32 protein-coding genes are annotated in these 26,505 nt (G+C 59.4%); 11 read left to right on the top strand and 21 right to left on the bottom strand.

Annotation, left to right across the window (positions count from 1 at the left end; genetic code table 11):
• Positions 1–15: 15 nt before the first annotated feature.
• Positions 16–456, bottom strand: coding sequence for a hypothetical protein (locus tag GGD57_RS15975; protein ID WP_184471267.1), 441 nt, complete (start codon positions 454–456; stop codon positions 16–18).
• 53 nt (positions 457–509) lie between these two features.
• Positions 510–692, bottom strand: coding sequence for an Arc family DNA-binding protein (locus GGD57_RS15970; RefSeq protein WP_184471265.1), 183 nt, complete (start codon positions 690–692; stop codon positions 510–512).
• 107 nt (positions 693–799) lie between these two features.
• On the opposite strand from GGD57_RS15970, the gene GGD57_RS15965 reads away from it, so the two are divergent.
• The 4 genes from GGD57_RS15965 to GGD57_RS15950 all read left to right on the top strand — a co-directional run bounded on the left by GGD57_RS15965 (position 800) and on the right by GGD57_RS15950 (position 2,851).
• Complete coding sequence (locus GGD57_RS15965) at positions 800–1,303, top strand: Arc family DNA-binding protein (RefSeq protein ID WP_348645982.1); 504 nt, start codon at positions 800–802, stop codon at positions 1,301–1,303.
• Between the two features lie 298 nt (positions 1,304–1,601).
• Entirely contained in the window at positions 1,602–1,934 is a 333-nt protein-coding gene (locus GGD57_RS15960; protein ID WP_184471263.1) for a hypothetical protein, read from the top strand.
• Entirely contained in the window at positions 1,927–2,292 is a 366-nt protein-coding gene (locus GGD57_RS15955; RefSeq protein ID WP_184471261.1) for a hypothetical protein, read from the top strand. The genes GGD57_RS15960 and GGD57_RS15955 overlap by 8 nt, the downstream gene beginning before the upstream one ends.
• 361 nt (positions 2,293–2,653) lie before the next feature.
• Positions 2,654–2,851: a hypothetical protein gene (locus GGD57_RS15950; protein ID WP_184471259.1), complete on the top strand. Its 198-nt coding sequence runs from the start codon at positions 2,654–2,656 to the stop codon at positions 2,849–2,851.
• Positions 2,852–3,382: 531 nt separating this feature from the next.
• On the opposite strand, the gene GGD57_RS15945 is transcribed toward GGD57_RS15950, so the two are convergent.
• Positions 3,383–3,595 (bottom strand): hypothetical protein, encoded by a 213-nt coding sequence (locus GGD57_RS15945; protein ID WP_184471257.1) that lies wholly within the window; start codon positions 3,593–3,595, stop codon positions 3,383–3,385.
• A gap of 135 nt (positions 3,596–3,730) precedes the next feature.
• Here GGD57_RS15945 and GGD57_RS15940 point away from each other — a divergent pair, with 135 nt between their 5' ends.
• On the top strand, positions 3,731–4,690 hold the full coding sequence (locus GGD57_RS15940; protein ID WP_184471255.1) for a DUF2971 domain-containing protein: 960 nt from the start codon (positions 3,731–3,733) through the stop codon (positions 4,688–4,690).
• A gap of 90 nt (positions 4,691–4,780) precedes the next feature.
• A complete protein-coding gene (locus tag GGD57_RS15935; RefSeq protein WP_184471253.1) occupies positions 4,781–5,578 on the top strand; it encodes a DUF4145 domain-containing protein in 798 nt (265 codons plus the stop codon).
• 251 nt (positions 5,579–5,829) lie between these two features.
• Here GGD57_RS15935 and GGD57_RS15930 read toward each other — a convergent pair whose 3' ends face one another.
• The 10 genes from GGD57_RS15930 to GGD57_RS15885 form a co-directional block, all read right to left on the bottom strand.
• Complete coding sequence (locus GGD57_RS15930) at positions 5,830–6,258, bottom strand: hypothetical protein (RefSeq protein WP_184471252.1); 429 nt, start codon at positions 6,256–6,258, stop codon at positions 5,830–5,832.
• A gap of 33 nt (positions 6,259–6,291) precedes the next feature.
• On the bottom strand, positions 6,292–6,429 hold the full coding sequence (locus tag GGD57_RS15925; protein WP_184471250.1) for a hypothetical protein: 138 nt from the start codon (positions 6,427–6,429) through the stop codon (positions 6,292–6,294).
• Positions 6,430–6,874: 445 nt separating this feature from the next.
• Positions 6,875–7,447, bottom strand: coding sequence for a hypothetical protein (locus tag GGD57_RS15920; RefSeq protein WP_184471248.1), 573 nt, complete (start codon positions 7,445–7,447; stop codon positions 6,875–6,877).
• Positions 7,437–8,144, bottom strand: a complete 708-nt coding sequence (locus GGD57_RS15915) for a hypothetical protein (protein WP_184471246.1) — start codon at positions 8,142–8,144, stop codon at positions 7,437–7,439. The genes GGD57_RS15920 and GGD57_RS15915 overlap by 11 nt, the downstream gene beginning before the upstream one ends.
• A 25-nt stretch (positions 8,145–8,169) precedes the next feature.
• The gene (locus GGD57_RS15910) at positions 8,170–8,874 is read right to left on the bottom strand and encodes a hypothetical protein (RefSeq protein WP_184471244.1); all 705 of its coding nucleotides are present in this window, start codon (positions 8,872–8,874) and stop codon (positions 8,170–8,172) included.
• Between the two features lie 258 nt (positions 8,875–9,132).
• Complete coding sequence (locus GGD57_RS15905; protein ID WP_184471242.1) at positions 9,133–9,426, bottom strand: hypothetical protein; 294 nt, start codon at positions 9,424–9,426, stop codon at positions 9,133–9,135.
• Positions 9,420–10,136, bottom strand: a complete 717-nt coding sequence (locus GGD57_RS15900; protein WP_184471240.1) for an HK97 family phage prohead protease — start codon at positions 10,134–10,136, stop codon at positions 9,420–9,422. Before GGD57_RS15900 ends, GGD57_RS15905 begins: the two co-directional genes overlap by 7 nt.
• A 1-nt stretch (position 10,137) precedes the next feature.
• Positions 10,138–10,950, bottom strand: a complete 813-nt coding sequence (locus GGD57_RS15895; protein ID WP_184471238.1) for a hypothetical protein — start codon at positions 10,948–10,950, stop codon at positions 10,138–10,140.
• Positions 10,951–11,008: 58 nt separating this feature from the next.
• On the bottom strand, positions 11,009–11,539 hold the full coding sequence (locus tag GGD57_RS15890; RefSeq protein ID WP_184471236.1) for a hypothetical protein: 531 nt from the start codon (positions 11,537–11,539) through the stop codon (positions 11,009–11,011).
• 2,056 nt (positions 11,540–13,595) lie between these two features.
• Positions 13,596–13,997 carry a hypothetical protein gene (locus GGD57_RS15885; protein ID WP_184471234.1) on the bottom strand — a complete coding sequence of 134 codons (402 nt, stop codon included), beginning with the start codon at positions 13,995–13,997 and terminating at the stop codon, positions 13,596–13,598.
• 464 nt (positions 13,998–14,461) lie between these two features.
• Between GGD57_RS15885 and GGD57_RS15880 the strand changes: the two genes are divergently transcribed.
• From GGD57_RS15880 to GGD57_RS15870, 3 genes are all read left to right on the top strand, one after another.
• On the top strand, positions 14,462–14,656 hold the full coding sequence (locus GGD57_RS15880; RefSeq protein WP_184471232.1) for a hypothetical protein: 195 nt from the start codon (positions 14,462–14,464) through the stop codon (positions 14,654–14,656).
• 450 nt (positions 14,657–15,106) lie between these two features.
• Positions 15,107–16,150 (top strand): porin, encoded by a 1,044-nt coding sequence (locus GGD57_RS15875; RefSeq protein ID WP_184471230.1) that lies wholly within the window; start codon positions 15,107–15,109, stop codon positions 16,148–16,150.
• A gap of 395 nt (positions 16,151–16,545) precedes the next feature.
• Positions 16,546–17,037 carry a hypothetical protein gene (locus GGD57_RS15870; protein WP_432443365.1) on the top strand — a complete coding sequence of 164 codons (492 nt, stop codon included), beginning with the start codon at positions 16,546–16,548 and terminating at the stop codon, positions 17,035–17,037.
• Between the two features lie 10 nt (positions 17,038–17,047).
• On the opposite strand, the gene GGD57_RS15865 is transcribed toward GGD57_RS15870, so the two are convergent.
• The 3 genes from GGD57_RS15865 to GGD57_RS15855 form a co-directional block, all read right to left on the bottom strand.
• On the bottom strand, positions 17,048–17,767 hold the full coding sequence (locus tag GGD57_RS15865) for a hypothetical protein (RefSeq protein WP_184471227.1): 720 nt from the start codon (positions 17,765–17,767) through the stop codon (positions 17,048–17,050).
• Positions 17,768–17,928: 161 nt separating this feature from the next.
• Entirely contained in the window at positions 17,929–18,105 is a 177-nt protein-coding gene (locus tag GGD57_RS15860; protein ID WP_184471225.1) for a hypothetical protein, read from the bottom strand.
• Positions 18,106–18,145: 40 nt separating this feature from the next.
• Positions 18,146–18,364, bottom strand: coding sequence for a hypothetical protein (locus tag GGD57_RS15855; protein ID WP_184471222.1), 219 nt, complete (start codon positions 18,362–18,364; stop codon positions 18,146–18,148).
• A 353-nt stretch (positions 18,365–18,717) separates the two neighbouring features.
• Between GGD57_RS15855 and GGD57_RS15850 the strand changes: the two genes are divergently transcribed.
• On the top strand, positions 18,718–19,809 hold the full coding sequence (locus tag GGD57_RS15850) for a DUF475 domain-containing protein (protein WP_184471220.1): 1,092 nt from the start codon (positions 18,718–18,720) through the stop codon (positions 19,807–19,809).
• Positions 19,810–19,911: 102 nt separating this feature from the next.
• Here GGD57_RS15850 and GGD57_RS15845 read toward each other — a convergent pair whose 3' ends face one another.
• From GGD57_RS15845 to GGD57_RS15830, 4 genes are all read right to left on the bottom strand, one after another.
• Positions 19,912–20,082: a hypothetical protein gene (locus tag GGD57_RS15845; protein WP_010066613.1), complete on the bottom strand. Its 171-nt coding sequence runs from the start codon at positions 20,080–20,082 to the stop codon at positions 19,912–19,914.
• Positions 20,083–20,287: 205 nt separating this feature from the next.
• Positions 20,288–21,805, bottom strand: coding sequence for a tripartite tricarboxylate transporter permease (locus GGD57_RS15840; RefSeq protein WP_184471218.1), 1,518 nt, complete (start codon positions 21,803–21,805; stop codon positions 20,288–20,290).
• 89 nt (positions 21,806–21,894) lie between these two features.
• Positions 21,895–22,386, bottom strand: a complete 492-nt coding sequence (locus GGD57_RS15835) for a tripartite tricarboxylate transporter TctB family protein (protein WP_085738364.1) — start codon at positions 22,384–22,386, stop codon at positions 21,895–21,897.
• Entirely contained in the window at positions 22,383–23,327 is a 945-nt protein-coding gene (locus GGD57_RS15830; protein WP_184471216.1) for a tripartite tricarboxylate transporter substrate-binding protein, read from the bottom strand. Before GGD57_RS15830 ends, GGD57_RS15835 begins: the two co-directional genes overlap by 4 nt.
• A 435-nt stretch (positions 23,328–23,762) precedes the next feature.
• Between GGD57_RS15830 and GGD57_RS15825 the strand changes: the two genes are divergently transcribed.
• Positions 23,763–25,376 (top strand): right-handed parallel beta-helix repeat-containing protein, encoded by a 1,614-nt coding sequence (locus tag GGD57_RS15825; protein WP_184471214.1) that lies wholly within the window; start codon positions 23,763–23,765, stop codon positions 25,374–25,376.
• Between the two features lie 6 nt (positions 25,377–25,382).
• On the opposite strand, the gene GGD57_RS15820 is transcribed toward GGD57_RS15825, so the two are convergent.
• The gene (locus tag GGD57_RS15820) at positions 25,383–26,429 is read right to left on the bottom strand and encodes an ABC transporter substrate-binding protein (protein WP_184471212.1); all 1,047 of its coding nucleotides are present in this window, start codon (positions 26,427–26,429) and stop codon (positions 25,383–25,385) included.
• Positions 26,430–26,505 lie beyond the last annotated feature (76 nt).

Below are 26,505 nucleotides of genomic sequence, written 5' to 3'. Positions count from 1 at the left end.
GGTTCAGCTTTTGCCTCAGGAGTTAAAGTCCGTGTGCGAGTTCCCGTTGCTTTCACGAGGATGGCGGACGTTGAAAATGATGCTGCGCTCCTGATCGTCTTCTCTGACGCATCGAAAGGCCGTGACTGTGGCGCCCGGATGCATCTGGATAAGCAGCCTCTTCAGCGCGCTGACGCAACGGTCAACCTCTTCATCCAACGTTGCCGGTCGATTCTCGAGTACCGCGGCGGAGGCGGGATGGATGACGGCGGAGAAAGTTCCGTTTTGATATTTGTCAAGCGCGGCCGAGGCTTCGGCCATCATACGCGCCAGTTTTTCGAGCGCCGGCTCTTCATCCGCTGCCGCGACAACTGGAAAGGCCAGCGCTGCGGTTGTCGCCGCGCTACGCAACAGAAAGCGCCGGCTAAACGCGCCGCTTGCTTTTCCCGCCGGATTTTTGATATCGTCTGTCTGCATTTCGGCATTCTCCACGAAAGAATGTTGAACAAAGCGGGCGGTGAAGTCGGTTCCTACGCCGAGACTTCACCGCCCTTTTTCATTTCCATTTGATCGAACATTGCACGCTCCAAGATCGTGACGATCTCGGAATTCATCGAGCGGCTATTCTGCTCCGCTACTTCTTTGATGCGATCTCTCAGGCCATCAGGGAGGCGCAACGCAAATTTATCGCCCTCTCGTCCCACACGCGTCATCTCATATCTCCTATTGCGATATCGCAAGAATATCGCCTAAGGAGATAATTGTGTCAATCGGTAATATCGCCTAAGGAGATATTAAATGCTTAGGGAGTTTTCAGTTGGTGCAGGATACGCCGAGCCGGAAGTTAGAGCAGTACATTGTCCGGTTCCCGGACGGCATGCGCGATAGCCTCAAAGTGCAGGCTGCGCAGAATGGGCGGTCACTCAATGCAGAGATTGTGAAGCGTCTCCAGGACACACTGGAATACGACGAGCATGTTGCGCGCCATGCAACCGCGCCAGAACCTAATGAAGCTGATTACGGCGTGTCATTCGGGGACCATCTGAAATCCCATCCGACGCCTGGTCTAGCGAAAGAAACGCTCGACAACATCCTGGACGAGCTGCGCTTACTCCGCTCATCGATCCTCGACGTCCGCTACCTGCCGGACGGCCGCCGCCAGGTCGAATTCGCACCAGCGACGCGGAACGATGACGATGCCCCGCTTCCCGTCGAGGCGTTCCCGGCGAAAGACGATCCCGGATATGACGAGGCGCTTCTGAAGAACTTGCAGACGATCGCAGCCCGATACGGCTTCGACCTGGTGAAGAAGAGTAATGGCTGAAAGGCAGGCCTCCCCCCGCCCCCTTTGCGCAGCAAGGAACTCTCCAACTATCGCTGCCCCCAGATTACGACGCAAATAAAGCGGTTGATATCATCTTGAACAGATCGAACAGAAGTTGAAGCGCTCCCATAGTATGGATCTTTCCGCGCGGCGAAGAATGGCGATGCCAGCTATCTGAAAGCCGAAAACAAGCTCGATGTCGAAAGGCCCGAACGGGAAACTGACCATGCGAAAACGATCACGGCCATCATCGTTCAACATTCCGAATGTCCCCCATCATGGGGAGGCGATAGAGCGTATGACGACAAAGAGCGTCATGTCGCCCATGCTTTGGCTTCTTGGAATTTCGCTGACGACGCTTTTGCCGACGATCTATTTTACGACGGGCCATATTCAGGAACTACTTACCTATTCCGTGGTCGTGATTATCGCAGCTGCGCTAGTGTTTTTTGCCTACTTCGCAATCAAAGAGCCCGATCGTTTGCAGTCTGAAGACTATCTCATTGAACAACGTCGAATTGCCCTATTGGGAGAAACTGGACGGCCGCTGACAACGATCGATCTAACGGCGGACCAAACACCCAACATCTTTGTTGAGGGCGATGCAGCCGGGGCTGATAAAAATGCTTAAGACATATATCATCACGTTTTTTTCGCCGCAGCTCAGCGTAGAGACCGCCAATCGCTGGATAATGAATAGCCCCTATGTGGTTAGCTATTGGAATTATCTGCCGCTCATTTACTGCATCAAGTCCGGTGCCTCCGTGCACGAACTTCGGGTTCATTTTGAGCCGCTGTTCGGTTTCCAGAATTTCCTGATCGCGGAGATCAACCCATACAATCTCTCAGGAAGGCTTCCTTCCGAGGCATGGCCTTGGTTCACTCATAATCATCACCAGCCGCCGCCGGTTTTTCCGGGTGCGCAGGTTCCACCAAATCAACCAGATGGCCTTCCGTCGCTGCCACCGGCGGCGTTGCCGAAAACATAGCCGGCCGAAAGGCTCTCTTGAGAGGCGGAGCTATCCCGCAAAGCGGCCCTGCAGTTCCCGGAGAAATATCGCCCGCAGGCGCACCAAGCACAACGCGGGCCGCTTCACCACGGCGGCGCCGGGCGGGGGCGCCCTGTGAGCATGCGGCGGAATGCGAGCGAGGAGATCCTCTGCCGACGTGCCCACATTTACTGGAGATCGACTTTTTACGAAAGAGCGACGCCGATCAACTATCGCCCCCCACCCCCCTTTGCGCCAGCAGACGCCCAAAACTATCCGAAAACACGAGCACGGGTTGAGGCATTCACACTAACTGGAAACGATGTATCGTGTGCGAGCTGTTTGAGCAGAGGAGAGAGAAATGGGCGAATGGCAAACATCGAACCCGCCAACGGATCGCGATATCGAGTTCGAGCGCGATGGCAGGACAATCGAACGCGGCCACCTCACGTCGACACCAGTTTCTCAGGGCTCGGATCACACTGATCAGCGACGACAATATCGACTGGGAGGCGAAGGCCCGCTTTTCGACGTCACCCGGTGGCGGGAAATCGGCTGAGTTCGATCTGCCTCGGCAGCCTTTACCTGACCAAGACCAAAGCATCGACAGAGAATCACTTCCGACAAATCTTGTGATGGACTTTTGCCGAAACGCGTCGTCGCGATTCTAAATCGCGCCCACTAAATGCGGCCGCCGACAAGTCCAAACTGTGGATTATGTGGAAAGCGGCAGATCAACGACCGGTTTTCCTAAGTATTTTCATGCAGTTAGTGTTTCAGGTGAAACACATTGATTTTAAACAACTTTTATTTGTGGATGGATAAAAACCTATTTGGTGCAGATGCTTATCGCATGCACCCGCTCCACAGGAGTTAATTTTCAACCCCTTGACTGAATCAATGGTTTCAAACTTACTTTCCTCACTGATCGCCGATCGGGCGAGCAGGGCACGAAAAAGGCCGGGGGTGCAACCCCGGCCTCGTGTCGAATAAACCGAATGCCTCGATCGGCGAAACAGCTCACCCCTTTGACACCTCCAAGGATACTTGGGGAGGATGGCCTGTCAAGCTGATCGAGGTTTCTTAACCACTAGGAACCTCCAAAATGAAGCATACGAACCACCGCCTCACCCTCGACGACGCCGTACAGGTCTGACTGCACAGTTGGAACGGTGAGTACCAGCATGAGATCGCCTTCCACTTCGGCGTTAATCAGGGACGTATCAACGAAGTGCTGAAGGGCAAGCGCCATCCCGGCAGCGAGCAGATTGCTCGGGAAAAGCGTGATCTCCACTAACGTCATAGAGCGGAACCCGCACGCCCTTGAAGCTGATGCCACCCGCCGGACTGTTAGAACCCTCCGGCGGGTGATCGTCCGCCTAATTTTCGCTGAAGATGAAGCGCGGGTGAGCGCTCAACCTGATAACGGGGAAATTTAATGGAAGACGCGTCACCAGATGAAAAAGGGTCAGATGGATTAGAACAGCAGCCGGCGGACCTGCCGCCGCTCGTCAACGTATTTGACGGATTGGCCGAGATCCAAATTAAGAGAATCTATCAGGATGTCGTCATCCCGACATCTCTGTTTCACTACACGAGCGCTCAAGGGCTGATTGGCATTTTGGGCGAACACAAGCTTTGGTTTTCTGACGCCGCGTTCATGAATGACGGATCAGAGGTTGTGTATGGCGTTGAAGTCGCCGCGTACGCTATCCGTGAGTTCGTCGAAGACAAAACAGACGCGGAAAAGAACGCAGGCTCGTACCTGATCGATCAAATCGCAGACGCGATGCGACATTATCAGCCCATCATCTTTTGCATGAGTGCGCGCAATAACCTTCTTAACCAGTGGCGTGACTATGGGAAGGATGTCGTTCCCTATTGCATAGAGTTCAACGCGGCTGAGCTCGAAAACTGGCAGTCCCGGAACTTTCCGCACTTTCTGACAAAGGTTGTCTATGACGAACACTTCCAAAGGGATCTGACGATCAGCTTGGTTAAAGACATCTACGACAGAGCGATTGCCATCAAGGGTGAGCGTGAAGCGTTTGATGAAGAAGAATCGAAGCGTTTGGCAATTGGCGCGGCGATGGAGATTGCGAAACTCATAACGCGTTTCAAAAATTCGGCTTTTGAGGCAGAAGAGGAGTATCGCGCGGTTTGCTATCGCCCTGACATCGACGGTACCGTGCCGCCAAAGTATCGGGTCAGCTCTCTGGGTGTCGTGCCCTATTACGAGTGGGTCGGCAAGAGCGGCCCACTGCGGCTGCCGGTCTTGAGTGTCACCGTCGGCCCGTCGCCATATGCGACCGTCTCGGATCTGGCGCTAAAACAGTTTCTTGCTGATCAGGGATATGATGTCCCAACTTACTATTCGAAAATTCCGATCCGTCGTTAAATTCATCAAGCCGTGCCAGCCGTTCCGCCCGCCGGTTCTAACTCCTCTCCGGCGGGCTTACCCAAGCAATCTCGATAGGTAAAAAAACAGATGACCGCCCGATATTCCGAACCGAGTATAGACAAGTCGGAATTTAACTGCCCGCACTGTGGTGTGCGCGCAACGCAGCATTGGCACAACCTCTTCCAGGAGCGAGGCGAGAAGGGAGAAAGGCCCGCACGACACACAAAGGAGAGTGCCGACGAGCTATTGGCGAAGATAAGGCAAAAAGAGGTGAGTGAGCCGCCGGAACCCATGGTGAAAGAATTATACCGGCGAGCTGGACGGGAAACATTCTTCGGGTGGCCGAAAAAAGACCTCTTCGGCGCTCGCATAGTCTGGAACATAAACGCTGCCGAATGCAATCATTGTGGCGATATTTCAATATGGCTTTATTCTCAGATGATCTATCCGAGCGGCAGCGAAATTCCGGCTCATGACGACATGCCCCGAGCGGTAAGAGAAACGTTTACAGAGGCGGCAAAGATTGTTTCCGCATCGCCCAGGGCGTCAGCAGCACTAGCGCGCCTTGCTCTCCAGGAGCTATGCAAGGAACTGGACTGTAAGAAGGATCAGCTCCACGAGCAAATCGGCGAACTTGTCGCAAAAGGCCTCAGTCCAGATATCCAAAAGATGCTGGACTCTGTTCGTGTCATCGGGAACAACGCCGTGCACCCCGGCGAGATCAACATGAAAGATGACGAGCCGACAGCCCGCTTCATTCTCGTGTGTATGAACCGCATCGTTCAACGCTTGATTACTGAGCGGGTGGAGGTCGATGCTCTGTACAACTTGCTTCCGGAAGGCGCCCGCAAGGCGATTGAAAAGCGTGACGCGAAGCAACCGTAGCCGGTCGCGGCGATGGTCGCGGCCAGCGATGTAAATCCGGAGTCTGCGATATTCCGGCAGATCCTTAGGGCCACCAACGGTGCGAGGAGTTTCGCAGCTTTTTCCAAGTAAATGGCCGAGCGTCTTCCTACAGATCAGACCCGCTGCCGATATGGCAGAAGCCGGTCCAGCCAAGGCCGGCTCCCGCCATGTTGATTGCCTTGCCGACCTTGGCCCCTGTCGGACGTTAGGCGTGGGGAGGCCTGCTTCCGTTAACGGCCTGGCTCTTCGGCCTCTAGGAGTGCGCCTAAACTTGATGCGTGGATCGAGATTCCGACTGCTATGTCCCCGGTCAATATCGCCCAGATCTCCGCTGAGAGCTTTTCCGTGTGTTCACTGAGGCAATGCCTGGCCCCGAAAGTGCCTTCGCGGGAAACTGCCAAAGCAAGGCTGTCTGCAAGGTTCGGCAGCCGATTGATCCGCGCCTGAATTTCCCTGCACATCGATTTCGCCATGCCTTCAATTTTGGCCTTGTCGATCAGGCGACCACTTTCAACCTGTTGTATCAAGCGTTCGCGCTCGAGCTTCAGCCACTCGTTCTGCCGGCGCGCCTCGTTGAAACTCTCGCTCGGATCAACCTGAGAGCCGGCAGTCCTTAGCGACAGCGCCTGTTGTCCGGCTGGCAGCTCGGTGACGCTCATGAAGCGTTCGCGAAAGTGATCATAGTGCGCCAGCTAGATGCGAACCACTTGGCCCTGTGAGCCGCGTTCAACTGGCGCATCCGGGATCTTCTCGAACATTTTCTTGACGGCCTTCGATACGGCCGCCTTGGACACATGATCGCGCGCGGCGATCTGCGATATCGAACTCATGACGAGGATCGTGTCGCCGGGATGCATCAAAAACGGCCGCCGACATCCGGAAATTGCGACGGGATGCTGCGACTGAGATCAACATTCACCCTCGGCAATCCCGCCGTCTTGATCGATCCGAGCGACCGCGTAAATGCCTCGTCGAGAATGTAGCCGGCGATCGTAGCGCCGCCATCGGGTCAGATCGTTCGATTCGTCATGAGGATGTCCTTCGTTGACGTTGGCGCGCTTACGGCCAAGTAACGGCGGCCAGGCGAGCAGCCTCTTCCGTTGTCGCCTCAGAGATAGCTTTCTTGGTGCCGAGACGGACCGCCTCGATCAGCGAACCGATCTGCTGCCATTGCTCATAGGCAGCGTGATTGCTGCGACCTGGCCGATCGATTGAGCGTTGATCCCCACTTCGGCCGACAGAATCTGTAGAAGGGCAGGGGCAGACTGCGCAGGATCACGCTGCTCGCACGATATCATTGAACGAGTTATTCTTGATGATTTGAAGAACATGGGCCTGGTCGAAGCACCTCTTCCTGGTGTCCGTGAGCGACGATAGGCTGCCGCCGGGATGTGACAAAAGTGGGTTCACCTGCAGCATTCCCGCGCTCATAATTCCCGCGCCGATCAGACCGGTGGCGACGCTGGCGGCGGCGGTTCCCGCCATGCCAGGTAGCAGCGCGCCGACCAGCCACGGCGCCGCCACGGCGGCAACGAGCGCCACGACAAGGCCGGCGATCGCGCGCAGCGCGCCCTTGCCCGGAACCTTGATGATGGTCACCGTTGCACCTGGTTTGACGCGGACACGGCTCCAGTATTTCTCATAAACCGCATCCGGCCCGATGCTCACGTGAAGACGCCCGGGCTTGATGCCGCAGAGAGCTATGATTTCGCTGACGGAGAGGCCGGCCGGCACCTGCAGATGCTCGCGATGCGAACGAAGTGGCGAGCTTCGAAAATAGACGTCAACGGCCTCTCCCGGCGGTATCAGCTCCGCGATGGGCTGCGCCAGCACGATCTCATTTCGCATAGGTGAACCCCTCGTAAATTCGGGGCGCGTTCGGATCGATGGTCTTGCCGACCTCGTCGGCCCAGCCGCAGAGCGGCCGTACGTCGGCGCCGGCAGCGTTGACCGTCGTCAGGTCGCAGAGGCCGCCGACCGCGAAGAATTCGCGCTCCCAGCCGATGATCCGCGCGGGCTTGCGGCGCAGCGCCTCCATGATCATCGCGCCATGCCTCGCCGGAAAATTCGATGACGCAACATCTTCCGGCGAGAAAGCGCCTGGCGGAAAGTCGTCGAGGGAAATCGTCGGCCCGAGGAGTATCTGGGCAGCGGGGTTTTCGAGACGGAACGGGGCGGCGAGGCCATAATGATCATGGCAAGCGACAACGAAGTGAACAGTGCCTTTCGTCTCGGAATAGGCGGCGATCACGATTTCGCCGTTGAAGGGACCGCCTTTCGCCATGCGCTCGAAATATGCCTCGGCAAAGCCAAGGGCCGCGTCGACGCCGGCGCACTTTTCGGACTCGGCGAAGGCGAGCAGCTCGTCGATAATGTTCATGACCTGGACCGAGGAAGTGCCGCGGCCGGTAAAGGCGATCGGGTGGCGCGATGACGCAAAGCTCTTCGTCTTCACGCGCATCAGCTCGCCGGTCTCGGATACCCATGCACCGTCCGTCAGTACCTGGATGCAGTCGGGATAGGCAAATGAGAAAATAGCGCTCATCGACGTGGCCCTCTGAGAGTGCAACTCATGCCGGCTGCCAAGCAAGGCGATCGCCTTGCGATGCAAAGACATCGTATGTCTCGAGAGCTGTGACGGGCATTCTTGCCGTATTGGTGGGATCGGCCGCCTGGACGACCGTGATGAAACCGTCGATGGTCGGAAAGACGCGAAAAATTCCATCCCCGAAAGCATCGCGGCGAGGCGCCTCCTTAAGCGAGTTCACCGTTGTGCCGGCGGAAGTGAGCGTCTCGCTCCACAAGGCACGATAGACGCAATCGACCACTCCGCCTCGCGCCCCAAGACCTCCGCCGTAGCATGCAGCTATATGAACGCCGCTAAACGCGCCGGGGCTCGTATACGCGACCTTGTCGCCTTGGTCGGCCGAGATGAAATAGTCGGTACCGGAAGGTACGAAGAATTTGGGTCCGGCTGACGCATCAGGATTAGGCCCGACAGCAACGAACGCGTCTGCCGAGCTGCGCAGCAAAAATACAGGCTCCCCAAGCCCATGAAGTCGCGACCGTTCTGCCGACTTAGTCGTCGCGCCGGCGGTAGAAAGGGTTTCCGACCACCGCGGAATGCGCATCAAATCGACGAAGGTGCCCTCCCACCCCCTGCCACCGGCAAGCAACTGGACGACATGAAGGCCGCTAAGACCTCCTGCGGCAAACGCAACCTTGTCTCCCGCCTCGACAATGACGTCGTAGAGGGATCCCGCGTCGACGAACATCCGTATGCCGGCAGGTGATGCGTCGGGTGAGCGCCGGATTGCTACCCACCCATCGACCGAAGAGCGAAAGCGAACGACCGGCTCGCCGTACTGAGGCGCTTCGGCGCCAGGTGCACTGTGCGCCGAAACCCCACCATCGGTAACGTTCTCTGACCACCTGGGCGCGCGAAACAACAACGGCGTTCCACCGTAGGCACCCTTACCGCCAGCGAACCCTGCCACAACGTCAAGACCTGAAAAAGCCATTTGCTAAGCCCCTCAATTCACGGCCGTCGGGGCACGAGGCACCCCGAAAATTTCGGAAACCACAGTCTCGATCGCAGCGCCCAGCGCCAGCTCGATCAGCTTTGCGTCAACCTCCGGAAGTCCATGCGCACGAAACCGGTCGGCCTCTCGGGCCACGACGGCGGCGCGAACTTTTTCAACGAGGACGAAGCCGAGCCGCTGGCGCTGTATTTCGGTCAGAGGGCCGAACCGCTCGAGCGCACTCTCGACACTTGCGATCGCGCGCGTCAGCTGGCGTTCGCTATTGGGGACGACCACGCTCACCATGCCGCCAGGCCCCGATAGCGGAGTTCGGCAGCGCGACGACGACGCTTTACTTCAAGTTCGGCGGCCTCAAGAGTTTTGATGTCGCGATTGTGGCGCTCGCCTTCGGACTTTAGCATAGCCACTTCGTCGAGGCGGATCTGGCGAGCCGTGCGATGTTCAGGCGTGCTCGCCAATTTGAGAACCTCGACTTCGCGGAGGCGTTTCTGGCGCTGCCACTCGGCTTGGTCGCTTGCGCCACGGCTTTTGCCTGTGACTATGCCGCTCGGATTGGACGGGATTGGCACAAATGAAAACTCGACGAGTTCACACGCGTCGTAGCGCTTCGGACCGCCACGGTTACCTTTATCCATGGGCTCCCAACGGCGCGGGATGAAGCCGATAGAGATGCCGGATACGGAGCCGAACTTGATCTTGGCATAGTATCGGTCAGCTTCCGGATCGTCGCCTTGATCCGGAAACTGCACCAATCCAGTGAGCCGCCCATTCGCGAGCCGGATGTCGATGCACTTGCCGATCGGCATGTTCGGATTGTGGTTCCACAGGACGGGGCCGGCGCCGCTCACCATGAAATTCGACCAGTCTATGCCGGCCTGGACAATGATCTCGCCATCGCGATCTACGGTTTCGGCGCTGCATGTCACACGCACCTGGCGCTTATCGGCCAAGGTCTGCGTGTCGCTCGTTGGAAAGAATTTGAACAAAGTCGACATCTCACGCAGCCTCCGATCCATCAGGTTGCTCGGCAAATTCGACGGCGCCATTCTTCGCCGCGATTTCAGCGACTTTTTCGGCAAGGTCGACGAGATCTCCGGTATGGAGCGCCTCGCCGGCCGGGCCTTGGTAGCCGTTCCGGACGACGATCATCCGCACCATCCCTTCAGGCACTCGGGCCGGAAGTGTCCGGGTCGCGCGTTTTTGACGAGGTGGCGGCAGAACTCTCCCAGACGCTGGATTTTCCGGCTGCGGCTTTGCCGGCGGCCTAACCGCAGGGGTGCCAACTGTGGCGGGTATGCGAATAGGACCTTCATACTGCTGAAGGAACCTATCCCACGGCTCAATCATCTCCCTTGTCAGAAGCGGGTACGTGGCCGACGGCAACTCGATTGATGCGAGATGATCTCCTACTGCGGCCCGGCATTTTTCGTAGAAGGCCATCGCGCGCTCGTTCGCATCGACGGCGGCGATTATCGCGGTCCGGACATCCGTGACTATTTTCGCACGATCAGCCTTGAGTTCCTTAACCAGCCGATCGCGGGCTTTCGCTTTTGCGCGGTCGACCGCTGCGACCAAATCCGGCCGCAACAGCGTGGTTCGCTCGACGGTTCGGCGCAGCCTGGCCGCGGCAGCATCGTCGGCGTCGAGCGCGGCATGATCGCCTGCGAGAATATAATCAGCTCGCCGCTGCTCGATCAGATCAATCTCTGCCCGCGCAGCCGTCGCTTCGCGATCCAGCTCGCCTATCCTCGTCTCGAGGTCGCGAACGTCGTCCTTGTTGCGGATTTTCAGAAATGCGAAAATATCCATGTGGCTGCTCCGTGCTTGAACAAAGGCTACGAAGCGGATCGTGCAATTTCTACGGAAATTATTGCACGGCAAATACGTGACCGATGAGGTCCATTATCCGGCGATATTTCAAAGGCTTAAACTTGTCATAGCGGCGGATGCTTTCCATTGTGGCGCGGCGCTTTTGCCGCTCCGCCTCAGGCGCATCAACGAAATTTTTGACCATCTCCCGCTCGATCGACTTGGCGATCTCGGTTAGCGAAAGCGGCTTGCCCAGGTAGAACTCCCGGGCATATCCGGCCAGAAGCGCCGGCATGCCCAGCTGTGGCGCCGTTGACGGCGTGGGCTCCGCCACCTTCCGCCGCCGCCTGGTCTTCACGGCCACAGGCACAGCTGGCGAACTCAGCTCGGCCGCGACGGCAGCGAGAAACGCCCGATCTTGGTTCGACAGCTCCGGTCGCAAGGCGGTCGCAGCCAGCCTCGAGCCGGTTTCCAGCGAGGAGAGATCGTCGTCGACCGCGAACCTAAATCGCGACAAGGGCGCGGCCGGGCGGAGTGATTCTAACAGATCGAGTTCGGTCTGCTGGCTGTAACCGATCGATATACTCATCGCGAACCGTCCTTCCCGGGTCGAAAGCCGGCCGTGCGCCGACGGCGTTCGCGCTCGGCCTGCTTTTCCAAGATCACTTTGCGCCGGCACTCCGGTGAGCAAAAGCGCGGAAGCCTCCCCGCCTTTGGCGCTGCACTGAAATTCTCGCCGCAGCCCCGACATTCGATGTTTTGCCGCCGGTCGATGTTGCCTTGCCGAGGATGATGTCGCGCCCAATCCACGCGCATCTCGGTGGCAGTCGCAGCGCGGCATTCGGAGCTGCAGAAGGTTTCCGGCCGGCCGCGCCGGCGGCCAACCAGGAACGGTGTGCTGCAACGCTGACACGGTTTCGAGGCGGGGGCGATGCCCGGAAGCTCCGGTTGATCGTCATGGCAAAATATTCCGTCCGATCGGCGATCATCAGCGCGCATCGAAGAACTCATATCACTGATTTTGTTACGCTTTCTTGCAATCATCTACTGCCCACGGGGCCACTTTCGGCCCTTAAAGTCACTAAGGCGGCAAAATATTCGGCCGCGAAGAAAAAACGTGTGAATGAGACCTATGCGGTTAGGCCCCTCGGTCTCCCCCTGAGGATTTAAACCCCCTACCCCCTTCGACAGTCGAATGACGCTCGGCTCGCCTTCGCGGGCCGTGACGATGATATGACCCGCGTCCAGGCAGTTGCGACAGCGGTGACCACAGCCGATCAGTTGACGCCATTTCCGCGACCACGTTGTGCGGCAGATCCGAACAACCGCGACGCTCGAGACTCGTCGAAGTGAACCATCAGTGCGGCGCGCCGAGCAGGAGGGTAGGTCTGGAGCCATTGCGGAGCGTCGGTCATCGTCAGTCCCTAACGCACCGATGACGCATGATCGCCGCGCCCTTCGAGGTGATGAATGATCCATATGATTCCGGAGTTCGCGCAGACCAGCGCCAGCGAAGCGCATCTCAGCTCGTATCGCCTCGCATTGGAGACGTTTGGTGCCGGGAATGGTCGCGCCGGCCGTAAGAATTTTCCACCAAGTACGCGCCGGCTCGACGGGTGGAGGAGTGAAGTCCTCAGGGTCGCGGGGCCGGCGGCGCGTCTCATAACGTTCGGCGTCAAGCCTCATCATGCGCACGGCGGCTGACGACGGGAGATCCATCCAGCCTCTCGTTTCGCGATAGAGCCGGCGCAGCATGTCATCACGCCGTTTAAGTGCCTCCTGTCGATCGGCCGAAACGCTGCCCCATGATTTGAGGCCGATGGATCGATCAAGCGAAGCCTGGTCGCCACCATCGAGGGAGTTGAGAAAACCGCCAAGGCCATCAAGGAGCAGTCGGATTTGGCGGCGCCCATCCCGCAGCCTGGTGCGCATGTCGCGAAGCTGGGCGATCGGGCCGGCCGCTTCATCGAAAGTGCGAACAGGGTCAACCTCAGCCGTGGGCTTCAACCCGTCAACCCAATATTTTCCGATCCGCCGGGTTTCCGGGGTCGCCCCGGCCCGTAGGTTGTCGGATCGTTTGTACGGTCCCTTGACCGGTGAGGTGGACAAGGACGGACCTAAGGCACCTGCCGCTGTCTTAGGTCGTAAAGCCGCTGTGAGGCACACCTGCGAGACTTCAGGATGAGATGTGCGTCTGCATTGCTGACCGTAACTATCACAAATTTCTCTCTCAGTTTTGGATAGATTGGATAGTTTTTGGATAGTAGATCGGAGAGTGTTTATTAATATTTTCAAATAGTTGTATAGTTCGGATAGTTTTCCCCGTAACGTAGAGCAATTTTTTATAAATGGTTCAGCGGTCAAGCTTTCCGTACGTATATGCGCGGGAAATCTATCCAAACTCTCCAAGCGCCTGAATACCTTGCGCTTTCGCCGCCCCCTACTATCCGCAAACTCTCCAAAAACTATCCAACCATCCGACAATTCGAACAATTTTCGATAGTATTGGCCATGAGGCATGATGCGGGTGGGGTACGGGGATAGCCTGAGACCCGTGTTGAAACACTTAAGAGCTGCGGCCGATTGCGCCGGCAATGCCGACGCAATCCGGGAGGGAGGCTCATTCGAGGGGTGGGGTACGGGGTTCATAGCGGTAGCCCCGGTTCATCGCGCAGTTGCACATCGAAGTAGTAGATTCGGGCTCCCATCTTCTCTTTTCGAAGGCGCTTTGCTAGCGCTCGGCCGAATGCTGTCTGTGAAATCGGCTGGTGTGCCTTCTTGTCGGCAAATCGCCGATAGGCTTCATAGATCCTCTGAGCCTGTAGCGGCGGCGCGCCCGGCAACTCGTCGACCGAGGCTGCCATGAACTGATCAACGTGATCCCTGATCCGCCTTTGCTCCGAATTCAGCGGCCGCTCGATCCTCCGTCGATCAGGCCTCAGGATGAGATCGCGAGGGATAGCGACCCCAGCGGCCTCAAGCAGAGCGACCCCCTGTTTAAGCCAGGAGATAATTTCCTCTCCAGTCGGTGGACGTCTTACACTCATCCAAAAGCCCTCCGACAGATCCGGAACGCTTTCGATAGTGCCAAGGCTTGATCGAGCTCCTCTCGACCAAGATCGAACCTGGCGACAAGGTCGTCGATGGAAAATGGCACTGACAAATCAGCCAACCATTGGGCCGCCAAGATGACGTTCTTAGGCTGATCGATAGAACGAGGCACGCCCAGTTTTAGCCCAAGAATACCCCGGGCAACGGACGAAAATGGTTTGGTTTCGGCGTCTGCTGGCGATGCGGAACCCACCGTTTCTGGGCCGTCTACCTTGTTGACATCGTAGGGGTCACAGGTTCAATCCCTGTCACGCCCACCATCCGAACTCCCTGACATCGTTGATAGATCCCCGACCCGGGGATTTTCATTTCCTAAAACGGGCATGCTCCGGCTCGACCAGACTGGGTCGGATTTCAATCGGCTGCGGGATGACCATCCACGCGGGAAGCAGCGGGACGTATGACGCAGAGGACGCGGACACGCAAAGCGATATCGATAATCCTCGGCATCACCCTGGCTGGCGCTGGCCTCTTCGGTTTCGGCTATATGCAGTTTCATGTCGTCGAGCCGGTCAGCATCAAGCTTTGGCTGATTCCGATCACGATATTCGCGGCTGGTGTAGCGATCCTCTGGGACGACTTCAAAACTCCCTAAACACGTCGTGTCAAACCTGATTCGCGTGACCTGCTCGGGTTTCTGTTTTTCCGCACGTCGTTGTCCCAATCGTTCAGATCCGTTGCCCTGCTCCCATTCGTGCGATGGCAGTTATGGCGCGCCCGTATATGAGGACGCACTCATTCGAGCATCAATTGCATACTGCCGCCGAGCGCTCAGCCCCTCGTTGCTCGCCTGTCCGGAAGCTGCGACTTTGTGACGGATCGATGACAGGTTTGTGACAAAACGCGTGTTATTTCAGCAACATAGCTAGGGCAGCCTTCTGTCATGATCGTTATTGTTATTGCGGCGCACCATGCCCTGTGTAACTTCCGCGGCGAGGCAGGCACCGACCAAAAGGTGCCGCTTCGCTCACACCGGGTGAAGATCCGTAGGGACTGCCAATGGCAACGGTCTTCATCCTCTTGCATCTGAACTGGAGGTTATTCCATGAACATCAAGAGCCTTCTTCTCGGCTCCGCTGCTGCACTTGCAGCAGTATCCGGCGCCCAGGCTGCTGACGCTATCGTTGCTGCCGAGCCGGAACCGGTTGAATATGTTCGCGTCTGCGACGCCTACGGCACCGGCTACTTCTACATCCCGGGCACCGAAACCTGCCTCAAGGTCAACGGTTACATCCGTTTCCAGGTTGACGTTGCTCCGAACGCCAGCTCGATCGGCGCTGCCGGCGGCGGTTCTGTCGCCAACGACTCGGATTGGGACGCACGTACGCGCGGCCAGGTTCAGTTCACCGCCAAGAGCGACACCGAGTACGGTCCGCTGACCGGCGTCATCGTCATGCAGTTCAATGCTGACAACGCGACGGCCCAGAAGGCCCAGCTCGACTCCGCTTACATCGACATCGCCGGCTTCCGCGCTGGTCTGTTCTACAGCTGGTGGGACGACGGCCTCTCCGGCGAAACCGACGATATCGGTTCTCCGGTCACGCTGCATAACTCCATCCGTTACCAGTACGAAACCGACGCCTTCTACGCCGGCGTCAGCGTTGACGAGCTGGAAGACAGCCCGTTCTATGACGGCGAAACCGCCAACAACGTCGGCGTTGCCGTCGGTCTCGGCGGCAAGGCTGGTGCATTCAGCTACCAGATCACTGCCGGGTACGACACCGACAACGAAGAAGGCGCCGTCCGCGCCATGGGTACGGTTGCTGTCGGTCCGGGCACGCTCGGCCTCGCAGTTGTCTACGCAAGCAACCCGAACGCCTACTACAACAAGGCTGAATGGGCGATCGCTGCCGAATACGCCATCAAGGCCACTGACAAGCTGAAGATCACTCCGGCTGTTCAGTACTATGACAACTACGGTGTCACCGCCGGCGAGTTCAACGACGACGTTAATGCCTGGAAGGTCGGCGTCACGATCGATTACCAGATCGTCGACAACCTCGCGGCAAAGGTTTCGGTTCAGTACCTCGATCCGGACAATGCTGACGAAACCACCTCGGGCTACTTCCGCCTGCAGCGCGCATTCTGATGAAAGGCTGCCGGCTGCATGTAAGCCGGCAGCTTCAGCTTCCTGATCCGACTGACCTCCGATCGGGAAAGAATGGGTCCGGACTTCCCTGCCTGGGCCCATTCCCCTTGGCCAGAAGTGCATCTAAGACGGCAGGCGCTTGATGAGCGCCTTGCCACCTGCTCTGTCGCATCGACTCGTTGTCTATGCCGGCATCCTGAGCCATTGCTGGGCCTTGTATCCCGTCGTTCAACAAACCTTCCGCTCGTCCGCCACGGATTGCCAATCCGGCTCGGCAGTCGAAGGAATCGTGGTGCTGTCGACAACAGAGCCAAATTCGGACACAGAACCATGCCATGGCGAACCGAGGCTGAGGCCGTGATTCGCCTCGTCAGGACATGGGGTTTAAGATCGAAATGAAATTATCAGCGCTTGCCGCCGCAATTTTTTCCACCGCGTTCGCCTTGCCGGCCTCGGCAGCCCCGGCTGCTCCTGCGGAGACATTTCCCGGCGCGCCTGGCGTCATTACACTTTCCGGCAAATGCGCCAAGCTCGTCGTCGCCAAGTTCGACGCCACCAAGGGCTGCAAGAACGAACTTGCCAGCGTCACGCTGGCCAACGGCACGGTGACCTTCATCTTCACCTCGGACGGCAAAGCGCTCGGCTTCCAGGGGGACGGCAGCGGCATCAAGCCCGCTTCCAACGGCAATGCCCGCCTGCCGCTCAGCCTGGTGACCACGGGTGTCGGCAACAAGATGACCGGGGAGGTCAAGGTCGCCGGCTTCTGCACCTTCGGCAATCCCTATTCCGGCAAGCCGATTGCCATCGAATGCACGGCCGAAAGCAAGGATTCCTCGTTTACCGGCAGCTTCCGCACCGGCGGCCAGCTGGTGAAGAAAGGCAAGTAGCCCGGTCTCGTCAGGCGGCGCACCAGGCGCCGCCGACACCACCCGGCTTGCGGGCCAGCCCTTCATTGATCAACTGCGTGCCGAAGGAGCGCCCGTCGCGCGAAACGACGCGCGGCGTGCCCGAGGGATCGGTCTTGCCCGCTGCATTCATCGTGAAGGGGCCGGCGTTGAGGAGCGCCAGCAGGCGCGCCTTGCCGGCGAAGGCGACCCTGCGCTCGTCATCGCAGCGCGCCCGGTCGACGACCGGGCTTGCCATGTCGGCGATGACGATCTTTTCGCCCTTGTACCAGAAGACGCCGCCGTCGCCGACGCAGTTGATATGGGCGCCCTGCCCGCAATAACCGAAAGCCACCGTTCCAATCTCCGCAGCAGCCGGTGAAGAGGGAGACGGTATCGCCTTGACCGGCTGAACGGCGGGCGTAGGAATGGCTGCCGGCGGCAGCGGGCCCGGCAGCGTCGGCGCCGCTTTCGGCACTGGTGCGGCAAGCGCCACCTGCTTCGGCGGCGCATCCTTCCTGACGGCCGGCTTCTCCTGCGCCATCTCCCGTATGGCCTCAGCCGGCTGGCGGCCAAGCATCGGCTTGATGCTCTTCCAATTGTCGTAGGCGGCGATGCCGGCGATCGCGGCAAGGCCGATCACCGTCCAGGGCAACAGCCCGCCGCTGCTGCGCGCTCTGCTTTTTCCTCTCGCCGGCGCCTTGCGGCGGCTTCGTGTCGCTGTCTTGGCCATCTGTCCGAATCCCGTGAGGCCGGGATTATCGCCGCCCAATCCTTTCCGAAAGGTTGGCGTGGCCCATCATCTTTGACGAGATTTCAGTCGGCATGGACCTCGATAAAAGCAAAGCGCCCGGCCGTCAGGCCGAGCGCCCATATCAAGTGACCGTCTTTGGCTCATTCGGAGCGTGCGGCCGGAGTCTCGTTTTTCCCGGCGGAAGCCGGGCGGCCGATAGACGAAACGAGCGGCTTCGTGAGATTGCCGATATCGATGCGCTCATCCGCCTCACGGATAGCCTTCCATTCATTCTCGTGCTGGATAAAGAGATCGCGGGGCACAAAATTCACAGTCATATGTTCCTCACCCTGTTCAAATCGAGAGACTTCAAAACCGTTATTTCTTGCCCTTCATGTCGGGACCGCCCTTGGAAAGATCGGCACCGGTAACGTGGGCGGGCACATGAATGTCGTGGATGACGCCAGGCGTCAGCGTCAGGTCGACATGATGCGGCGGCAGCACCTGCGCCTTCTGCATACGGTTCGGCTTTGCCCGCTTCATGCGGTCGGACGCCTCGGTGCGTTTGTCGGGAACATGGGTCGAAGTGTGCATCATCGGCCTCCTTTTTTAAGCTCAACCAGTGCTTAACGACCGGGCATCCGAATGGTTCCCAAAAAAACAGCCGATCTCCAGGCGCGAACGGCCTTGACTGGCTGGGGAAGTCCATTACCTAGGGCCTATCCCGCAGCCTTCCAGACATCGGCTGACGGGGAACTTTGGTGCCGGGCCCCTCTGGCGAGAGTTTTTAACGGCGCTCTCGTGATGTCGGTACCGCCTGCAGCTTAGCCGGCGGATTTTTCATCGATGAACAAACTCACCATGCCTGACCCGCATGCCCGTGGTGGCGTGCCGCGTCTTTCCGATAGAGCCACCCTCTTCAACACGATTTGCGGCCGCGAGGTGCGGCCATGAATCAGCCCGTGACCCACACATCCTCGCTCAGCTATTTCCGCTGGGCCTTCATCGTCACCGCCCTCGGCCTCGTTCTCGGCGCCGTGCTCGGTTGGCAGACCACCGGCACGATCGGCGGCATGGCGACCGTCTTCTTCATCTGCACCGTGCTTGCGGTGCTGGAGATTTCGCTGTCCTTCGACAATGCGATCGTCAATGCCAACAAGCTGAAGGAGATGACGCCGGTCTGGCAGAAACGCTTCCTCACCTGGGGCATCATCATCGCCGTCTTCGGCATGCGCATCGTCTTCCCGCTGGCGATCGTCGCGATCGCAGCTCAGATCGGTCCCTGGGATGCCCTGGCGCTCGCCGCCCGCGAGCCGGCCGAATATGCCCGCATCATGAACGACGCGCATCTGCCGATCGCAGCCTTCGGCGGCACCTTCCTGATGATGGTCGGCCTCAACTACTTCTTCGACCATAAGAAGGAAATCCACTGGCTTCCCGGCCTGGAAAGGGTGATGGCGCGTTCGGCCACCATCAAAGGTATCGAGATCGCCTTCGTGCTGGCGCTGATGCTGGTTTTCTCCTGGCTGATCGGCGGCGAAGAAGCCACCGTCTTCGTCCATTGCGCCATCTACGGCCTGCTCACCTTCCTTGCCGTCGAAGTGGTCGGCGGGCTGCTCGACGCCTCGCAGCAGACGATGAGCGCCGCGGCCAAGGGCGGTCTTGGCGCCTTTATCTACCTGGAGGTGCTGGACGCCAGCTTTTCCTTCGACGGCGTCATCGGCGCCTTCGCCCTGACGCAGAACCTCTTCGTCATCGCGATCGGCCTCGGTATCGGCGCCATGTATGTACGCTCGATGACGATCATGCTGGTGGAAAAGGGAACGCTGGCCGAATACCGCTATCTCGAGCACGGCGCCTTCTACGCCATCCTGATCCTCTCGGTGATCATGTATGCGCAGACCCTGGTGCATATCCCCGAGGTGATCACCGGTCTCGGCGGCGCCGCACTGATCGGCCTGTCGCTCTGGTCGTCCATCCGTCACAACAAACGCGAGCGGGCAGACGACCACGCCGCCGGGCAGGAAGAGCTTCACGCCTGATGTCAAAGGCCGCGGTGCCCAGCATCGCGGCGCCTTTGAGAAAAAATAAAGCCCGCGACCAACCGGTTGCGGGCTCATTCGTTCATGCATGACTTGAAGCGATTAGCGGGAGACCTGACCGAAGGAGGCCGGGTCGATGCCGAGTTCTCTAAGGTCGCCGGCACGCGGGCGGCGGCCGGCTTCGACAGCGGCGCTAACGGCATTTGCGGCGCCAAGCACGGCGAATGCGCGGCCAAAGAACCCCGTGCGGACTGAATTGCGGATGGCGGACATTGTCCATTTCCTCTTGTTTTGATCGACTGCTGATAGGTGGCGTCGCGCATGCCTCTCTACAATGCTCAGAAAATCACCTCAGCCATGCAAAAACAGGAGGCCGGCACATGTCGCCATGGCCGGCCTCGAGGGAGGGGTAGGTTCGTCTTTTTCTTTGTTCCAATGCATGTCACCCGGAAGCGGCCCGCGGCTCCGGGATAGTGCTTTAGTCTTCGTTGGCCGCCAGCTGCGAGAGCACCTGGCCGCGGCCGCGAAGCCGCAGGATCAGCGGGATGAGAAATGCCGCTGCCGCAACGATCAGCAGGCCTGCCGCGATCGGCGACATCACCAATGTCGTCACGTCGCCCTGGCTGATCGCCAGCGCCCGGCGCAGCTGCTGCTCGGCAAGCGGGCCGAGGATCAGGCCGACGACAACAGGCGCGATCGGATAGCCGAAGAGCCGCATCACATAGCCGAGCAGGCCGAAGGTGAGCAGCATGCCGAGCTCGAACACGGATGGATTGGCACCGATCGTCCCAAGCGTGGCAAACAGCAGGATGCCCGCATAGAGCCACGGCTTCGGAATGGTCAACAGCCGCACCCAGAGCCCGATCATCGGCAGGTTTAGCACCAGCAGCATCGCATTGGCGATGAGCAGGCTGGCGATCAGTCCCCAGACGAGCTGCGGATTGGTGGCAAACAGCAGCGGCCCCGGCTGCAAGCCGTATTGCTGGAAACCGGCAAGCATGATCGCCGCCGTCGCCGTCGTCGGCAGGCCGAGGGTCAGAAGCGGCACCAGCGTGCCGGCGGCCGACGCGTTGTTCGCCGCCTCCGGACCAGCCACGCCTTCGATCGCGCCCTGGCCGAACTCCTCCGGATTCTTCGCCAGCCGCTTTTCGGTCGCATAGGAGAGGAAAGTTCCGATTTCGGCGCCGCCCGCCGGCATCGCGCCGATCGGGAAACCGATCAGCGTGCCGCGCAGCCAGGGCTTCCATGAACGCGCCCAGTCCTCAGCGGTCATCCAGAGCGAACCCTTGACCGCTTCGACCCTTTCCGCGATCCGGTTGCCCTGCGCGGCGATATAAAGCGTCTCGCCGATCGCAAACATCGCCACGGCAAGCGTCGTCACCTCGACACCGTCGAGCAGGTCGGGAATGCCGAAGGAAAGCCGCGCCTGCCCCGTCTGCTGGTCGATGCCGACCATGGCGAGCGCGAAGCCGATGAACAGCGACGTCAGCCCTCGCAATGCCGAATCGCCGAAGGCCGAGGAAACGGTGACGAAGGCAAGCACCATCAGCGCGAAATATTCGCGCGGCCCGAAGACCAGCGCCAGCTTGACGATATAGGGAGCGATGAAGGCAAGCCCGAGCGTCGCGATCAGGCCGGCGACGAACGAGCCGATCGCCGCCGTCGCCAGCGCCGGTCCGCCGCGCCCGGCGCGCGCCATCTTGTTACCCTCGAGCGCGGTGACGATCGAGGCGCTTTCACCCGGCGTGTTGAGTAGGATCGACGTCGTCGAACCGCCATACATGCCGCCGTAATAGATGCCGGCAAACATGATCAGCGAGCCGCCGGGATCGAGTTTGTAGGTCACGGGCAGCAGCAGCGCCACGGTGAGGGCCGGGCCGATGCCGGGAAGCACGCCGACGGCGGTGCCGAGCGTCACGCCGACCAGCGCATAAACCAGGTTCATTGGCTGCATCGCAACCAGGATACCCTGCCATAGGAATTCGAATGTGCTCATCTTGGTGTCCCAAGCGGCGTTCCCGACAATCCGATCTCGGAGTCAGGCGCCGCGCAAAATCAAAAGAGCTGACAGCGCGTTCCGCGCTGTCAGAAGAACAGATGTTCGAGCGGGCCGGCCGGCAGCGTCAGCTGCAGGAGCTGCGAGAAGATCGTCCAGACCACGAAGCTGAGGACGATGCCGAGCGGCAGCGAGATCCAGAGCTTGCGTTTACCGAAGCCGCGTGCCGTCAGCGCGAAGAGAATGCCGGTCGCGATCGAGAAACCGGCGACGCGCAGAAGCAGCATCTGGCCGGCAAGACCGGCGACGATCCAGATGACGGGCGCCACTTCCTGCCGATCGCGTTCCGGAAAATCGCCGCGCCAGGCTTCGAAAGCGGTCCAGATCCCGAGACAGAAGAGGCCGAACGCCACCACTTGCGGCACTGTCGCAGGGCCGATGCGGTCATATTGCGCGATCGTTTTCAGATGCAGGGCATCCCAGGCCATCACGCCGGCGACGACGAAGAGGAAAACGGCAATGATGAACGCCGCCCAATCAGGGCGGCGTGTCGTTGCCGAGGAGGTGTTATCCCCGCTCATTGAACAAGTCCGATATCTCTAAGAATGCCTTCAGTGGCGGAGACATCCTTCTCGAGCTGCGCCTTGAAGGCGTCGCCGGACAGATAGGTGTCGGCCCAGCCCTTGGTCTTCAGAGTTTCCTGCCAGGTGGCGGAGCTGTGCAGCTTCTCGAAATCGGCGGTGACGCTTGCCACCTGATCTGCCGACAGGCCGGGAGCGGCGGCAACCATGCGCCAGTTCTGGATGGTAACGTCGGTGCCGGCTTCCTTCAGCGTCGGTGCATCGACGCCGTCGATCCGCTTGTCGCTGGAGACGGCGAGAAGACGGAGCGTGCCGGATTTCACCTGCGATTCGAACTCGCTGTAGCTCGAGACGCCGGCCGTGACCTGGCCGCCGAGAATGGCGGCAAGCGCTTCACCGCCGCCGGAGAAGGCGACATAATTGATCTTGGTCGGATCGACGCCGGAAGCCTTGGCGATCAGGCCGACCGTGATGTGGTCGGTACCGCCGGCCGAACCGCCGCCCCAGGAAACCGAGCCCGGATCCTTCTTCAGCGCCGCAACCAGATCGGCCATGGTCTTGATCTCGGAGGAAGCAGGAACGACGACGGCTTCATATTCGCCGGTCAGACGGGCGATCGGCGTCACGTCCTTGAGCGTCACCGGCGACTTGTTGGTGAGGATCGCGCCGACCATGACATAGCCGCCGACGATCAGCGAATTCGGATTGCCGGCAGCCTGGCTGCTGAACTGCGCAAGGCCGATGGTGCCGCCGGCACCGGGAACATTCTGGACCTGGACGTTGCCGGAGATCTTCTCCTGCTGCAATGCGGTCTGCAGCGAACGGGCCGTCTGGTCCCAGCCGCCGCCGGGCGCGGCAGGCGCGATGATGGTGTAGTCGGCCGCATAGGCCGGCAGCGCGATGGTCGCGGCAAGAAGGGTTGCGATGAACGTATGCTTCACGATGTGTCCTCCGTCGGCGGCTGAGCAAACCGCCTGTTATTCCTCAGGGAATCGGGAGGAATGGCCGGCCAGCGGACGCAAGTCCTGAATGACGAGCAGAATACCTCCCAAGGCTTCAGCTCTCCGCCTCCACGGAGAAGAAGTAGCCAAAGCCACCACAACAAGCTGTCATTTAGCTGACACCGACGAGATATCCAGGATGGAAGGCCACTTTTTTGCCGCAATTGGCAGTCGCGGGTCTAAATCCCGCTTCTCGCCGCCTCATGCAGACAGGCCATCCGCCGAAGCTCGCCATCTCTGTATTGTTTGCAGTATCTGCAGCTTAACACTTGCACGCGCCACCTTGAGTCAATTACATCTAACACAATTCAAGGTTTTGTTTCCGCCATCCCGATTTCTGCAGCTCTCTATTCACCGTTACGAGTAGGAAACGATATGTCGCGCTGCCTGCATACAGATCCTGACCGGATTTATGACGACCTGCGAGCGCTGCGTCCCGGCGCGAAACTGACACTGAAGAGCGCACGATACGCAACGCCGCTCGTCCTCTCCTCGATCAGCGGCTCCCAGCAACAGCCGGTCGTGATTGGCGGCGCCGGTGCCGTCATCGACGGCGGCAGAAGCTATGAAGACTATCGCGACGACGCCAACCGCCTCTCCGCCGTGCAGGAAGCCAATGGCCGCTTCCCCGGCATCTATTATCTTGCCGACGATGCCGCGCTCATGCTGCGGAATTGCCAATGGGTCGTGATTGAGGATCTCAGGTTCGAAGGCTGCTGGCCGACCGCGATCTATCTCGACAACTGCCAGCACATCACGCTCCGCCGCCTGCATATTCGCGGCAGCACCATCGCCATCGGCGCGGCCGGAGCCTATACGCGCCACCTGCTGATCGAAGAATGCGATTGGATACAGGATCTGCAGTCGCACGGAGAGGCGGACCTTGCTGCGATCCGAAAAACCGATGCAGTCGATGCCACGCTCGATCCCAAGGATTCCAGGCTCTGGCGGAAAACCTCCTGGGGCCAGGTCCACGGCAATATCGAAGACACCCAAAGCCGCGTGAACGTCGAAAAAGACGAGCGCGGTTTTGACGGCGACTTCTTCCGGGCCTGGACCATTGCCGGTTATGTCGTCCTGCGCGACAATGTCATTCTCGACGCCTTCAACGGCATCCATTTCTTCAACGATGCGTCCGATTCCACAGTGGAGGATTTCTGCCGCAACATCGTCATCGAAAACAACTGGTTCGTCCGCATCCGCGACAACGCCGTCGAGGCGGAAGATTATGCCTGGAACTGGACGGTGCGCGGCAACAAATTCGTCGACTGCTACATGCCCTTTTCCCTGGAGATGAAACGATCCGGCTATTTCTACATCTACGGCAATCTCGGCTGGAATCTCCATCGTCCTGGCCCCGATGACGACGACCGCAATTTCGGCCAGCTTTTCAAATTTCCCAAGGAGCACGAAGCGGTCGGCCCGCATTATGTGTTCAACAATTCATGGATGCTGAGAGGGCCGATCAGCAAGCGCTACCGCTTCCGCCAGTTCCACCACCTGAACAATGCGATCGGCTATTACGGCGCGGCAGGCCTTTCGACGCCGGACGATTCCGTGCCCTTTGGTGCGGGCTGGCAGAGCGTGCCGAAGCAGGGACAGGATGAAGCTTCGCTCGAAGGCAAGCATTTCACCAGGCTTTGGCAGGAACTCGACATACGCTTCGACGGCGATCTGATCGATCACAAATATTTCCCCGGTCCGCTGCGCGATGCGGGATATGCGATCGGCGTCGACGCACATCCCGGGCCGGTTCCTTTCCGCTCGCCCGTCCTCGGCCTGCCTGAGGGGCTGAAGCTGACCACAAAGGTTCCGGCAATCGCCTTCCTGCTGCAGCTTCCCGACGGGCGAACGCAGGCCGTCGGCTGCGCGGACTACACCGTCGGCGCCTGGCAGGGCGAAGATCCCTTCACGGTCGATAGACCGATGTTTTACGAATATTGGCCCTACCCCGCCCTTTGCGGAAAGGGCGAAGCGGCCGAAAGCTGAAGCTCTTCACTGCGCCCGCAGGACCTCATTCCAATGCGCGATCAGCCGCGCCCGCTTCACCTGGTCGAGATAGACCATCAGCCCGGGGCTGACCGGCACCGGCCGAAGTTGGGAGCCGAGCAGTTCCTGCAGCGTATTGGCGGTATTTTCCCCCGCCACCTCCGGGCTGACCGCCGGGATCTGCAGCTCGCGCGCCATGATCGTCTGCCCTTCCTTCGACATGAAGAAGGCAAGGTAGCGCCGCCCGAGGTCCGGCTCGGCAGCGGCCTGCGGCACCAGGCCGATCCGTGACATCACCACCGTATAATCCTTCGGCAGCACGATGCCGACATCGGGATGCCGCGAGGCCCAGTCAGCGGCATAGGAGCCGAGAATATTGTAACCGAGCACGAAGCGCCCGTCGGCGACGCGTTCGAGGATCGCCGAACTCGTCGAATAGAGCTTGACGCCCGCCGCCCCCATCGCTCCGATCACCGACCAGATGTCGCCGAACTGCTCCTGATCGCGCGCCATGAACAGAAAGCCGACGCCGGAGCGCTCGATATCGTAGGTGCTGATCCGGCCATAAACAGCACTGCCCTTGCGCTTGAGATAATCCACGAGTTCCGCCCGTGAGCTCGGCACCGGCTCATGCGCGAAGCTTGGCTTGTGATAAACGAACACCGCCGGCTCGAAGGTCAGCGCATAGGCGGTGTTGCGCCAGTTTGCCCATTTCGGCCATGCGGCACTCATCGGCAGGTTGCTGACCTGGGCATATCCATCGTTGGAGAGCTTCACCTGCAGGTCCATCGCCGAGGAAAAGGCGAAATCCGCCGTCTTCTTGCCGGCATCCGTCTCCCTGACGATCCGGTCGTAGATGTCCCCGGTCAGCATGTCCTCGTATTTGACCGCAACGTCCGGATTGGCGTCCTGGAAACCCCGGATCATCGGCTGCGCCAGCGGCTCGTCGAGCGAGGAATAGACCGTCAGCACCGACGCACCTGCATTGCCCGATTTCGCCGGATAAAAGGTCTGATCGGCCAAAGCGATGCCCGGCCAGAACGCCAACAGCAAGATGAAAACTCTCCTCATGCCGCAACAATGCCTGAGCATGCCGGAAGGAGCAAGGCCGCCGGACCTAGAGCAATTC

The sequence above is a fragment of the Rhizobium esperanzae genome (assembly GCF_014197615.1).
GTDB classification, from domain to species: domain Bacteria; phylum Pseudomonadota; class Alphaproteobacteria; order Rhizobiales; family Rhizobiaceae; genus Rhizobium; species Rhizobium esperanzae_A.
The sequence above is the reverse complement of the archived record's forward strand: the minus strand, read 5'-3'. Positions and strand labels throughout refer to the sequence as shown.